The 12,918-nt window shown below is 69.9% G+C and carries 12 protein-coding genes; 1 reads left to right on the forward strand and 11 read right to left on the reverse strand.

The window, feature by feature from the left end; genetic code table 11:
- Nucleotides 1–45: 45 nt before the first annotated feature.
- The 11 genes from C8E96_RS32965 to C8E96_RS33015 all read right to left on the reverse strand — a co-directional run bounded on the left by C8E96_RS32965 (nt 46) and on the right by C8E96_RS33015 (nt 12,113).
- On the reverse strand, nt 46–906 hold the full coding sequence (locus C8E96_RS32965) for a hypothetical protein (RefSeq protein WP_091371034.1): 861 nt from the start codon (nt 904–906) through the stop codon (nt 46–48).
- A 52-nt stretch (nt 907–958) separates the two neighbouring features.
- Entirely contained in the window at nt 959–1,768 is an 810-nt protein-coding gene (locus C8E96_RS32970; protein WP_091371033.1) for an alpha/beta hydrolase-fold protein, read from the reverse strand.
- Between the two features lie 319 nt (nt 1,769–2,087).
- Nucleotides 2,088–2,798: a PIG-L deacetylase family protein gene (locus C8E96_RS32975; RefSeq protein WP_091371032.1), complete on the reverse strand. Its 711-nt coding sequence runs from the start codon at nt 2,796–2,798 to the stop codon at nt 2,088–2,090.
- Nucleotides 2,798–4,003: a precorrin-6y C5,15-methyltransferase (decarboxylating) subunit CbiE gene (gene cbiE / locus C8E96_RS32980; RefSeq protein WP_091371031.1), complete on the reverse strand. Its 1,206-nt coding sequence runs from the start codon at nt 4,001–4,003 to the stop codon at nt 2,798–2,800. The genes C8E96_RS32975 and cbiE overlap by 1 nt, the downstream gene beginning before the upstream one ends.
- 38 nt (nt 4,004–4,041) lie before the next feature.
- Nucleotides 4,042–5,322 (reverse strand): ABC transporter substrate-binding protein, encoded by a 1,281-nt coding sequence (locus C8E96_RS32985; protein WP_091371030.1) that lies wholly within the window; start codon nt 5,320–5,322, stop codon nt 4,042–4,044.
- An 18-nt stretch (nt 5,323–5,340) separates the two neighbouring features.
- Nucleotides 5,341–6,438 (reverse strand): branched-chain amino acid ABC transporter permease, encoded by a 1,098-nt coding sequence (locus C8E96_RS32990; protein ID WP_091371029.1) that lies wholly within the window; start codon nt 6,436–6,438, stop codon nt 5,341–5,343.
- Complete coding sequence (locus C8E96_RS32995) at nt 6,438–7,346, reverse strand: branched-chain amino acid ABC transporter permease (RefSeq protein WP_228769711.1); 909 nt, start codon at nt 7,344–7,346, stop codon at nt 6,438–6,440. Before C8E96_RS32995 ends, C8E96_RS32990 begins: the two co-directional genes overlap by 1 nt.
- Nucleotides 7,343–9,142, reverse strand: a complete 1,800-nt coding sequence (locus C8E96_RS33000; RefSeq protein ID WP_091371028.1) for an AMP-dependent synthetase/ligase — start codon at nt 9,140–9,142, stop codon at nt 7,343–7,345. The genes C8E96_RS32995 and C8E96_RS33000 overlap by 4 nt, the downstream gene beginning before the upstream one ends.
- On the reverse strand, nt 9,139–9,957 hold the full coding sequence (locus tag C8E96_RS33005) for an ABC transporter ATP-binding protein (RefSeq protein ID WP_091371027.1): 819 nt from the start codon (nt 9,955–9,957) through the stop codon (nt 9,139–9,141). The genes C8E96_RS33000 and C8E96_RS33005 overlap by 4 nt, the downstream gene beginning before the upstream one ends.
- Complete coding sequence (locus C8E96_RS33010; RefSeq protein WP_228769710.1) at nt 9,945–10,754, reverse strand: ABC transporter ATP-binding protein; 810 nt, start codon at nt 10,752–10,754, stop codon at nt 9,945–9,947. Before C8E96_RS33010 ends, C8E96_RS33005 begins: the two co-directional genes overlap by 13 nt.
- 96 nt (nt 10,755–10,850) lie before the next feature.
- Entirely contained in the window at nt 10,851–12,113 is a 1,263-nt protein-coding gene (locus C8E96_RS33015; RefSeq protein ID WP_091371025.1) for a cobalt-precorrin-4/precorrin-4 C(11)-methyltransferase, read from the reverse strand.
- 74 nt (nt 12,114–12,187) lie between these two features.
- On the opposite strand from C8E96_RS33015, the gene C8E96_RS33020 reads away from it, so the two are divergent.
- On the forward strand, nt 12,188–12,918 hold a 731-nt coding region (locus C8E96_RS33020; RefSeq protein WP_133794951.1), incomplete at its 3' end, for an aminotransferase class I/II-fold pyridoxal phosphate-dependent enzyme.

A 12,918-nucleotide genomic window follows, 5' to 3' on the forward strand; every position in this document is an offset into this window, starting at 1 on the left:
GCTGTCGAATCACTCCAACGCGGGGTGGGGCGGGCTATTCCCGCGCTAGGCGGCTTCGCGCCAGAGGCCTTCGATGCCTTCGGACCGGCAGCGGTGGTCGACGTAGAGCAGGGTGGTGAGCACCGTCGTGGCGGGGGCGAACACCGCGCTGGTGAGGACCGTGGCCAACGAGGTGCCGAGTGACGATCCGCCGCTGACGGTCTCGAACAAGGCCCCGACGATCGCGGCGACGATGCCGGTCGCGAGTCCGGCGAGGAGCAGGATCCCGAACACCCGCCACCAGCCCACCGCGTGCACCAGGGTGCGCGAGCGGCGCAGCGACTCGATGACGCCCTGGTCTTCCACGACCGCGACCGAGGCGGCGAACGAGAACGCCATCGACAGGTACACGACGGCCACCACGGCCGGGAACGCCAGCAGCACGCCCGCCTCGCCGCCGAGCACGATGGCGCCGACCGCGATGACCGCGATCCCGATCATCATCGCGCCGATGGCCGCGAGAATCCCGAGCAACCGGGGCAGCTTCGGCAGCATCGCCGTCAGCGCCGCCCGCAGACCCGTGACGTGGCCGAACACCGCTCGCGGAACCACGACGTTGACCACACCGACCAAGACGAGCGCCATGACCTCGACGACGAGGAGCGCGATCATGGTCGCGATCAGGAACGGGCGCAGCTCGGCGAACGTCGGGATCTCGGTGGTCGGGGCCGCGGGAAGCCCGCCCACCACGAGAACCGTCACCGCGACCGTGACCAGTTCGGCGATGACGGCGACGAGCAGGCCGCCGCCGAAGAGCGCGCGCGGATTGCGGCGCAACGCCTGCACGGTGCCACCGACCAGGTCGGGCAGGCCCAGCGGGCGAAGCGGGACGATGCCCAGGCGCAGGGCTTCGTTGTCAGTGCTCATCAGTGTGATTCCCCAGGGGTCGGTGTGTCGACGATAGCCGCACACCGGTGCGTCAGAGAACGCTGCCCACGAACTTCAGCGCCTCGGGAAGCACCGACTTCCAGTAGTCCTCGTCGTGGCCACCGGGAGTGAACGCCGCCTCGACGGCCTTGGTGTTCTCCGCCAGCCGGCGCGCGGGGCCGATGAACGCCCTGTCTTCGGTGCCGCACCAGACGCCCAGCTTCTGGGTCGCGAACTCCGCCATGTGGCGCAGCGGCTCGCGCTGCTCCCACTGCTTCTGCCCGTCGTCGAACATGCCGGAGGACTGCGCGTCGCCCCAGTTGTCGTACAGCTTCGGGCTGATCACCGCGACCGCCGAGAGCCCGGGCGTGCGCGCCATGTTCAGCGCGCCCGCGCCGCCCTCGGAGATGCCGAGCACGGAGAACGGGGTGCTGGCGAGATCGTGGTAGTCCAGCCAGCCGGGAAGGTCTTCGAAGAGCATTCGCTGCGGGTCGTCGTCCTTGTACCCGACCCAGTCGCCACCGTCGACCGCGGCGACCGCGAATGGCGCGGACCCGCCCGCGACGACCTTGGTCAACATGTCGGGGACACCGAGTTCGAGGAAACTCTTGGCTCCGCCGAGGCTGGAGGCGTGCATGGCGACGCAGACGGGGAGCGGATCGGTGATGCCCGCGGGACGCATGATCACGATGTCCACTTCGCGGTACCGGCCCGACGACAGGTTGCGTCCCGTCGTCACCGGCTCGGTGGCCGAGGTGGGGCTCTTGCTCTGGATGATGTTGTCGGCCTGGCCCCCGGGCGACATCTCCCGCTGACATCCCGCCAGCAGACCGGCGCCGAGACCCAGCCCACCGACCAACACCGCCCGACGAGAAAGTCGAACAGTTCGCGCAGTATTCACAAGTTCTCCGCTCGTCACGGACCCCTGCCGAGATCCTATGGGTCTAGCGGGGCCTGTGGGGCAGTCCGCGCAAACCTGCCACGTTGACCTTGTCACGGGAACATTTGGTGAGTGGCGATCGAGCCACCAGTCGGTTGCCCTCCGGTAACTGGTCCGTACCACTACGCTGTTCGGCGCAATGAAACCACACAGTGTCCGAACCGGTCACTCAATGAGGACAGTCCCAGGCGTAGTGCTCATCCACTGAGCAAACTCGCCCATCGCGCGGACGGCAGGCCTGTCACATGGGAATCAATTCGAACGACGCCGCCAGTGGCGTGCCGAAGCGTTCCCCGGTCTGCTCCGCGATCGTGCGGAGGAATCCCTCGGGTTCGGCCATCGGTCCGCCCAGCGCGGCCAGATACGCGGCGTGTTCCTTGAGGGACGCGATGCCCCGGTCCAGGGTCTCGGTCACGTCCACCGCGTGCGTCGCCAGGGGTGAGCCCGCGACGGCGACCCATCGCACGCCGGACCACGGCTCGCCGGCGTCGGTGAAGACCCAGCGGTTGGCGGCGTCGCGGACGGCGTCGAGGGTGGCGTTGCCGACGTTGCGGTGGTCGGCCATGTTGAGGAAGCCGCCGGGGAAGCTGGGGTGGTGGTTGATCGTGACGATCAGCTCCGGTTGATGGCGGCGGATCGCCGTGGCCAGGTCGCGGCGCAGGGGGAGGCCGTACTCGATGACGCCGTCGGGGTGGTCGAGGAATTCCACGACGTCGACGCCGACGATCGCGGCGGCGGCGATCTGTTCGGCGGCGCGCAGCGGGCCGGACTCGTGCGGTGGCATCGAGTCGATCCCCGCCTCGCCGCGGGAGGCGAGCAGGTACGTCACCGTCTTGCCCGCGTCGGTCCAGCCCGCGATCGCCGCGGACGCGCCGTATTCCAGGTCGTCCGGGTGCGCGACGATGGCCAGGGCGCGCTGCCAGTCGGTGGGCATGGGTTCCAGGTCAGGCATTATCGCTTCCCCCACAACAGGAATGTCGAACTCGCGGGCGCGATACCGACGCCGGTCGGGAGTTCGGTCAGGGCGGCTGAGGACAGTTGGCACCCGTCGACGGTGTAACCGGCGTCGACGAGGGTCTTGCGGGTTTCGCCGAGCCGGTCCAGTTCCGGGACCAGCACGACGATCCGGTCCGCCCCGGTACCGGCGCACGCGCGGACGACTTCCGGGCGGGACGTGCCGACGAACACCGAATCGGGGCGTGGCAGGCCATTCAGCGCGTTGGGCGGGTCGCCGTCGACCAGGCGCAGGTCGACGCCGTGGGAGCCCGCGTTGGCGACGATTCGGATGCACAGCGCGGGATCGCGCTCGATCGAGACGACGGCCGCGCCGAGTTTCCCGGCCTCGATCCCCAGCGCGCCGGAGCCCGCGCAGACGTCCCAGATGAGCGCTCCAGGACGTGGGGCGAGGCGGGCCAGGGCCAGTGCTCGGACTTCGGGGGCGATCCCGACGCCCGCCCTCGTCTGGTACGCGCTCTCGTCGAGCGCCCACCCGTCGGCGGCGGGCACCGGGTCGCCACCGGCGATCCACGTGTCCGGCCCGATCGCGTCGAGGGACGCCAGGCACAGCACCAAGTTCGGCTCACGCCAGGTTCGGCGGACAGCCTCCGTGGCGTCCACAATGAACAGCTTCTCCGCGGGGCCGCCCAGGTCTTCCAGAACCGCGATGTTGCGCTGCCAGCCGTCGAGCTCGCGGGCCAGCTCGGCGGGGCCCGCGCCGGGCGCGGTGAGCACCGCGACGGACTTGCGGGCCCGGCACACGTTCACCGCGTGGCGGAAGTCGCGGCCGCGGGCGCTGACCACGGTCAGGTCGTCCCACGGCCGCTTGATCATCGCGGCCATCCGCTGCAGTTCCGACACCGACGGCCAGGTGACCACCGGGAGTCCCTTGGCCCGCAACGCCCGCAGCACGCCGAAGAATCCCGCGTCGCCCGAGACCAGGACGGTGGCGGACTCCTCGGCGCGGACGGCGTCGGCCAACGCCTGGAGGATGGAGTCCTCCACCGTGTGGCCGCCCAGGATCAGCGTGCGCTCGGCATGGCGGCCGTGGGCGTCCAGATGAGTTCTGGCGCCCACGACCAACTGGGACTTGCCCAGCGCCACCTCGGCGCCCGCGGGCAGGACCGCCCCGTCGACACCGACCACCGTCACCGTCGTCATGGGCTCATGAGATCACGAACCGAGCCCATCCGGCAGCCTCAGCCCGCCTTCTTGAACTCGTAGGCCTTCGCCGCGTCGGAGGTGAAGTTGTACTTGACCGTCTTGAGCCCGAACGGCTTCGCCGGGTCGATCGCGAACAGCGTGCTCGTGCGCGGCGGGTTGCGGTCGTCGACCGAGCCGTACTGGTAGTCGCCGGTCAGGCCGTCGAACGTCACCGTGCCCAGCTCCTTCGACGCGGCGAGGATGCCGTCGCGGCTCAGGTTGCCCTTCGCCACCGCCTTCTCCAGCACCGCGGTCATCGCGCGGGCCTGGTTGTAGCCGAAGGCGAAGTAGTAGTCGGGCTGCTGGGAGGGGGCGAACTTCGTCGCGCGGTCCACCATGTCCTTCATGCCGGCGACGGCGGTGTCGCCCCACTCGGTGCCCTCGGACACGATCAGCACGTTGGCCTGCATGTACGGCGCGACCGCGGACTTCGACAGGGCGCCCGCGTAGCTCGGCGACTGCGCGTACCACTTCGGCGCGAACCGGCCCTGCGCGGCGGTGCCGAAGATCTTGCCCGCGTCGCTCGGTGTCGCGGTCAGGAAGACCATCTGGCAGCCCGCGCCCGCGAGCGCCTGGATCTGGCCGGCGTAGTTCTCCGTGCCCGCCTTGAACTTCTGCTGGTTGGCGACGGTGAACCCGTTGACCTTGGCGGCTTCGGCGACACCGGCCAGGCCCGCCTCGCCGTAGACGTCGTCCTGGCTCATCGTGCAGATCTTGCTGTCCTTGGTGCCGCCGCCCTCGGTCAGGTAGTAGTCGATCGCGTTGATCGCCTGCACCTGGTACGGGCCGCCGATGGGCAGCAGGTTCTCCTCGCGGACCCACAGCGCGTCGAGCGACGCGGGCGCGGCGAGCACCTTGTCGGTCTTGAGCTGCGGGAGCACCGCCAGGGTCGAGGGGGTGCCCAGGATCTGGGTGAACGCGACGACGTTGCTCTTGACCTTGTTGTACTGCTGGACGGTGACGTCCGGCTTGTACTGGGTGTCCTCTTGGACGAGCTCCACTTTGTACTTCCCGGCGACGCCGCCGGTGGAGTTGAGGTGGTCGAACCAGACCTTGTTGCCCGCGGTGAGCGGGAGCCCGATGACGGCGACCGGACCGGACAGCGGTGAGAGCACGCCGAGCTTGATGGTGGTACCGTCGAAGCCCGCGGTGTTTCCTGGCGTGCCCGCGTTGCCGCCGCCGGATCCACCCCCGTTGTCGCCCGCGCCGCCGCATGCGGTCGCGGCGAGCACGAGCGCCGCGAAGCCCGCGGCAAGAGCCAATCGGTTGTGCGGCATTGTGACGCCCTCCTTGTGTCAATACGAGAATGGCCACGCTTTGAAGTAAGTCTTGACGCGCAGCCAGATTCCTGCGAGTCCACGCGGTTCGAGAACGAGGAACAACACGATCAGGACACCGAAAATCGCCTGATTGAGTGCGAAGACGCTGATGAACCCCTCGCCGCCGACCGAGGTCCGCACCCCGGGGATGTCGGCGCTGTACCGGTCGATCAGGGCGGGCAGCGCCCCGACGAACACCGCGCCCAGGATGGAGCCGAAGATCGTCCCGAGCCCGCCGACGATGACGATCGCGATGTACTGGATGGACAGCAGCAGGTTCCACTCGTCGGGGCTGACGAACTGCTGGTACGAGCCGAAGAGCGCACCCGCGACAGCGGCGATCGCGCTGGAGACCATGAAAGCGCCGATCTTGTAGCGCCCGGCCCGCACCCCGATGACCTCCGCGGCCTGGTCCCGGTCGCGCACGGCTTGGAGTGCCCGGCCGGGCCGGGTGCGCACCAGGTTCTTGGCCAGCAGCGCGATCAGCGCCACCAGGCCCCACACGAGCCAGAAGTAGCCCTGGTTGCGGGAGTACACCTCGCCGGCGATCTCCAGGCGGCTGAAGTCGACCGGGCCCACGGCTGGGGGCGCGGCGACCGACGTGCCCGAGTTGCCGCCGGTGACGCCCTTGAGATTGCGCCACAGGTGCTCGCCCACGAAGATCAGCCCGAGGGTGACGATGGCGAGGTAGTTTCCGCGCAGGCGCAGGGCGAACGGCCCGATGAGTCCGCCGAGGGCCGCGCCGACAGCGGCCGCCGCGAGCAGCCACAGCGGAAGCGGCAGGCCGAGGTCGCCGCCGACGATCGCCGTGCAGTAGGCGCCCGCGCCGATGAAGAAGGCGTGGCCCAAGGAGATCTGCCCGCAGTAACCGGTCAGCAGGTTCAGGCCGATCGCGCCGACGGCGGTGATGCCGACGTAGACCAGGATCGACAGCCAGAAGTCGTCGTGCAGGACCGTGGGCAACAGCACGACCACGAGGATCATCGTGGCCAGCCCGACTTTCGCCCACGGCGTGCCGAACAGCCGCAGGTCCTGGGCGTAGGCGCGGGTCAGGTTGCGGTGCGGCTTGGCCATCAGATCCGCCTCACGTCTTTGGTGCCGAGCAGGCCGTACGGTCTGATGAGCAGAATGACGATCATGAGCAGATACGGGACGATGACCGAGACGTTGTCGCCCGCCCAGGAGAACAGCTGGTCCTGGTAGCCGCGGGTCAGCGCCTCGGCCAGGCCGATGACGATGCCGCCGAGCACGGCGCCCGCCGGGGAGTCCATGCCGCCGAGGATCATCGCCGGGAACGCGGCGAGTGCGATGAAGCCGATCGACGGCGACAGCCCGCCCGGCCCGGCCGCCAGCGTGATGCCCGCGAGGGCGGCCAGCGCGGCGGCGATCGCCCACGACACGGCGTAGACCTTCTTCGCGCTGATCCCCTGTGCCAGCGCGGCTTCCGGGTCGAAGGCGGTGGCACGCATGGCCAGACCGAAGCCGGAGAAGCGGAAGAACAGGAAGAACGCCGTGACCACCGCGATCGTGATCCCGATGGTCCACAGGTCGCGCACCCCGAAGACGAGGCCGCCGGCCTCCACGGTCTGGATGTTCCACGGGTTGGGGACCTGGAGGTTGTCGAACCCCCAGATGGACGTGAGGATCGGTTCGATGATGAACAGCAGGCCGATGGTGATCATGATGACGGCGAACGGGGGCTGCCCGACCATCCGCCGCAGCACGATCCGCTCGAACCCCGCGCCGACGAACGCGGCGGCCAGGCAGGCGAACAGGATCGACAGGCCGAAGGCGAGAGCCAGGTTGTCGGAGAAGGTGTAGCCGAGGTACGCGCCGAGGGCGAGCAGGCCGCCTTGGGCGAAGTTGATGACGCCGGTCGACTTGTAGATGACCACGAATCCGAGCGCCACCAAGGCATACGTCGAGCCCAGGGCGAGACCGGCGAAGCAGTTGGTCAGGAAGGCGGTCAGTTCGGGGCTCATGTGTACATCGCCTCGATCTCCTCGGCGAACCGCTGCTCGACCGCACGGCGCTTGACCTTCTGCGTCGCGGTCAGCTCGCCGTCCTCATGGTCGAGTTCCTTGGTGATCACCTTGAAGCGCTTGATCTTCTCGACGTTGGCGAGGGAGGCGTTCGCCTCGTCGACGACCTTGGCGATCAGCGCCTCGATCTCGGGCTTGGCCGACAGGTCGGCGTAGGTGGTGTACGTGATGCCGCGGCGGGTGGCCCAGTTGCCGACGGTGTCGCGCTCGACGCCGATGAGCGCGCTGAGGAACTTGCGGCGGTCGCCGATGACGATGGCCTCGCGGACGAACGGGGAGACCTTCAGCAGGTTCTCGATCTCCGACGGGGAGATGTTCTTCCCGCCCGCGGTGATGATGATGTCCTTCTTGCGGTCGGTGATCCGCAGGAAGCCGTCGTCGTCGACCTCGCCCACATCGCCGGTGTGCAGCCAGCCCTCGGCGTCCACGGTCTCCGCCGTCGCCTCCGGGTTGTCCAGGTAGCCCTGGAAGACGCCCGCCGAGCGGGTGAGGATCTCGCCGTCGTCGGCGATGCGGATCTCCACGCCCGGCAGCGTCGTGCCGACCGCGCCGAGCCGGACGTCGCCGACCGGGGTCAGGGTGCAGATGGCGGTGTTCTCAGTCTGGCCGTACCCCTCGCGGACGGGGATTCCGATGGCCCACAGGAACTCCAGCACCTGCGGCGCGATGGGCGCGGCGCCGCTGATGGCCGCGCGGACGCGGGACATGCCCAGTTTCTCCCGCAGGGCACGGAAGACCAGCAGCTCGCACAGGGCCAGCACTACCCTGTCGGCGAACGTCGTCGACTCGGCCATCCGGCGCGGAGCGATGCGGCGGCCCTGGCGCAGGCACAGCTGGTAGAGGCCGCGCTTGAGCCGGGACGCGTCCGCCATCCGGATCTCCACGCCCGCCAGCATCTTCTCCCAGACGCGGGGAACGCCGAGGAAGACCGTCGGCTGCACGTCACGCAGGTCGTGCTGGAACGCGGGTCCGCCTTCGCCGAAGTTGACCACGAGACCGGCCCAGACGGCGTCGATCACCGAGATCAGCCGCTCGGCGATGTGGCACAGCGGCAGATAGCTCAGCACCTCGTCCTCGCTGGTCGCACCGAGCGCCTCGATGAAGCACCGGCCGGACGCGACCAGGTTGGCGTGGGAGATCATCGCGCCCTTGGGCGGTCCGGTGGTTCCCGAGGTGTAGACCAGGATCGCGGTGGCCTCCGGGTCCACTGAGGACACTTCGCGGGCGAACTCGGCGCGGGCGTCACCGTGGTTCTCCAGCTCGCTGAAGGTGTGGACGTCCCGGTGGTCCTCGACGCGGATACCCTGCGGGTCGACGAGGACGATGTGGCGCAGCGCGGGCAGCCGATCGCGGACCTGGGCGACCTTGTCGAACTGCTCCTCGTCCTCGGCGATCAACACGGTGGCGCCGGAGTGGGACAGCAGGTACTCCACCTCGGCGGCCGGGGACGTCGGGTACACGCCGATGCACTGCGCGCCGATGCCTTGGATGGCGAGGTCGGCGACCACCCACTCCGGACGGTTCTCCGCGTGGATCGCCACCCGGTCGCCGGGTTCGACGCCCAGGGCTTTGAGTCCTATCGCGACGGAGGCGACCCGGTCGGCGTAGGTCGCCCAGGTCCATTCGCGCCAGATGCCGCGGTGCTTCTCGCGCATCGCCGGGTCGTTCGGCCGTTCCTCGGCCAGCTGGAGCAGGCGGCCGGGCAGGGTCGCCACGTCGCTGAGCGTCGCGGTCATTCGCCACCGCCCAGGTAGGCCTCGATGACCTTGGGGTCGTTCTGCACCTGCGCGGGCAGACCGGCGGAGATGCCGACCCCGAAGTCCAGCGCCAGGACCCGGTCGGCCAGGTCCATCACCAGTCGCATGTCGTGCTCCACCAGGATCATCGCAAGATTGAGCTCCCGGCGGACCTGCACCAGGTAGCGGGCCATGTCCTCGGTCTCCTCGACGTTCATGCCCGCCACGGGCTCGTCGAGCAGCAGCAGCGTCGGCTCCATCGCCAGCGCCCGCCCGAGTTCGGCGCGCTTGGCCACGCCGTAGGGCAGCAGACCCGCGGGCATCCGCCGGTAGGGCTCCAGTTCGAGCAGTTCCACGACCTCCTCGACGGCGGCGCGGTGCTCGATCTCCTCGCGCTTGGCCCGGCCCCACCAGGCCATGCCCGCCAGGAAACCCGTGCGCATCAAGTGGTGTCGGCCGAGCATCAGGTTGTCGATGAGGGTGAGGTGTTCGAACAGGCCGAGGTTCTGGAACGTCCGCGCGACACCGAGTCCGGCGATCGCGGCGGGTGACTTGCCGATGATGCTCTGCCCGTCGAGGGTGATGGTGCCGTGCTGCGGGCGGTAGACACCGTTGAGGCAGTTGAAGATGGAGGTCTTCCCGGCGCCGTTGGGGCCGATCACCGCGAACAGCTCGCCGCGCGCCACCTCGAAGCTGACACCGTTGAGCGCGGTGACCCCGCCGAATCTCAGCGTGAGCTCGGAGACCGAGACCAGCGGCGCCGCCACGGGCGCGGGCGCGGCCACCGACTCCATCTCGGCGGTCAGGCGCTCCATCGCTTCTTCCTCCGGTAGCTCTTGATCTCGGCGAACGAGCGCTGCGAACCGTCGGCGGGGGCGCCCAGGTAGAACTCGCGGATGTCCTCGTCGGCGAGCAGGTCGCCCGCCGGGCCGTCGCGCACCACGGTGCCCACTTCGAGCACGTAGCCGAAGTCCGCAATGGACAGTGCCATCATCGCGTTCTGCTCCACCAGCAGCACGCTCGTGCCCTGTTCGTTGATGTGCCTGATGATGTCGCGGACCTGTTCGACCAGCTTCGGCGCGAGACCGAGGGACGGCTCGTCGAGCAGCAGCAGGCGCGGGGCGGCCATGAGGGCGCGGCCGATCGCGAGCATCTGCTGCTCCCCGCCGGACAGGTAGCCCGCGGTGGAGCGCCGCCTGGTCGCCAGCACGGGGAACAGGTCGAGCACGCGGGCGTAGGACTCGCGGACCTCGGCGCGGGACCGGCGGGTGTGCGCGCCCGCGCGGAGGTTCTCGTCGATGGTCATCTCGGCGAAGATCCGGCGGCCCTCCATCACCTGGGCGATGCCGAGCCGCACCACACGTGCGGGGTCGGCGCCGGTGATGTCCTGGCCGTCGAATTGGACGGTGCCCTTGGTGATGCGGCCGCGGTGGGGGTGGAGCAGGCCGGTGACCGCGCGCAGCAGGGTTGTCTTGCCCGCGCCGTTGGCGCCGAGCAGGGCGACCACGCCTCCGGTCGGGACGGTCAGACTCAGTCCGCGGAGGACCAGCACGACGTCGTCGTAGACGACCTCCAGGTTGGACACCGAAAGGACCGACTCGCCGTCCGCCACCATTGGCCTCCTGCGTGACCTAGATCACAAGTAGGCAGGACGGTAGACGGTGGCCTGATCAGGAGCAAGGGTCGAGCACAAGATGTTACCGGCGGGTCAGGCCTTCTTCGTGGTCCGACGGTTGGCCGTGCGGGTGGTCCCGGCGCTCTTCTTGGCGGTGGCCTTGGCGGCGGGCTTGGCCGCGGTCGACTTGGCCTTGGCCTCGGGCTGCTTGCTGCCGTTGACCGCGGACCCGTTGGCCTTCTTGACCTCGTCGACCGGTGCGGAGCCATTGGTCTCAGGCTTGGCCTTGGCCACCGCGGACCCGTTCGAGGCGGGCTGGGGGGCACTCTCGACCACGGGCGTCGGGGCAGGCGCGGGTGTGGCTGAGCCACCGTCGTCGTCGCCGGGAATGTCGGCGGTCGCCACCTCGACAGCGACAGTCGCGCCGTTGCGGGCGGAACCGTTGACCGCGCCGTTGACCGCGCCGTTGCGGGCGGCGATCGGGGCGGGCTCGGTCTCCGTCTCGGCGGGCTCGGGCTGCTCGGTGCAGGTGCGCACCTTGGTGCTGCCGTTGCGCGCCCAGGACGTCCCCACCTCGGCCTGCATCCGGGAGCGCCAGCCGCCGTTGCGCGAAGCCCAGCGCGGCGCGGGCACGTCGGTCTCGGCCGGCCGCACGTACCCGGGGCGCGGCTTGTCCTCGCGCACGGCGTCGCCGATGAGGAACAGGGTGTGGCGCCACAGGTTGCGCCGCTTCACCGCCGCGGCCAGCTCGCCGACGGTGGTGCGCAGCAGGACCTCGTCGGGCCAGGTGGTCTTGTAGGCCACGGCGACCGGCATCTCCGGGTCGACGCCGCCGCTGAGCAGTTCCTCGGCGAGGTCGGCGGCGCGGGCGGCCGGGGCGTGCACGGCGACCGTGGCGCACCGGGTGACCATCGCGCGGACGCGGGAGAAGTCGGCCTCGGTGAACACGACGGTCTCGGCGACACCGGACTCGACCAGCGCGTTGCCGGTCGCGGCGGCGGCGGCCGAGGCGGGCGCGATACCGGGGATGATCTCGACGTCGAGGCCGAGCTTCTCGCAGAGTTCGCGCTGCTCGCGCACCTCGGGCGACTGGGCGGCGTCGCCGGGGAACAACCGGACCGCGCTGGAGCGCCTGCTGGCGGCCATGCGGTAGTGCTCGACGAGTTCCTCCGGGGTGACACGCGAGCTGTCGACGAGTTCGGCGCCGTCCTTGGTGTGCTCACGCACCCAGACGGGGTCGATCACCGCCGGGCTGTAGACGACCAGATCGGCCGCACCGATCCGACTCGCCCCCCGCAGGGTGATGAGGTCAGCCGCTCCCGGTCCCGCTCCGATGAAATACACGGCGCCACGCATGGGCACGACCGTATCGGTGTCGTGTTCGCCACCCGGACCTGGGCCTGCGTCTCGGCGATGTAACACTCCGATGCGTGACCGACGAAACCCATCCGGCCGACGCGGCGTTCGCCTGGCTCGACGCCCACGCCGACGACCGCAGGCGCGCGGGTCTGAGCAGGCAGCTCCGGCCGCGCCGGGCGGATTCCGACCTGCTTGACCTGGCGAGCAACGACTACCTCGGCCTCGCCCGCGACAAGCGCGTCAGCGGCGCAGCCGCGGCGGCCACCCTGCGCTGGGGCGCCGGGTCCACGGGGTCGCGGCTGGTCACGGGCAGCACGGAACTGCACAGCGAGCTGGAGTTCGAGTTGGCCCGCTTCTGCGGCGCGCAGGCGGCATTGGTGTTCTCGTCGGGTTTCGCGGCGAACCTGGGCGCGGTGACGGCCTTGTCGGGCAAGAACTGCGCGATCGTCACCGACGCCTACATCCACGCCTCCCTGATCGACGGCTGCAGGCTCTCCCGCGCCGATGTGGCGGTCGTCGCCCACAGCGACGCGGCCGCCGCGGGGCGCGCTCTGGCGACCCGGCGGGCCGAGCGCGGGCTGATGGTCACCGACTCGGTGTTCTCAGTGGACGGCGATCTGGCGCCGCTGACGGAGCTGGCGGAGGTCTGCCGGGCCAACAAGGCGGCCCTGATCGCCGACGACGCCCACGGCTTCGGCGTCCTGGGTGACGGAGGGCGCGGCGCGGTTCACGCGGCCGGGTTGTCCAGTGCACCCGATGTGGTGACAACCCTGACCCTGTCGAAGTCCCTCGGCGCCCAGGG

Origin of the sequence: Actinokineospora alba (genome assembly GCF_004362515.1) — a bacterium.
Classification (GTDB): Bacteria; Actinomycetota; Actinomycetes; order Mycobacteriales; family Pseudonocardiaceae; genus Actinokineospora; species Actinokineospora alba.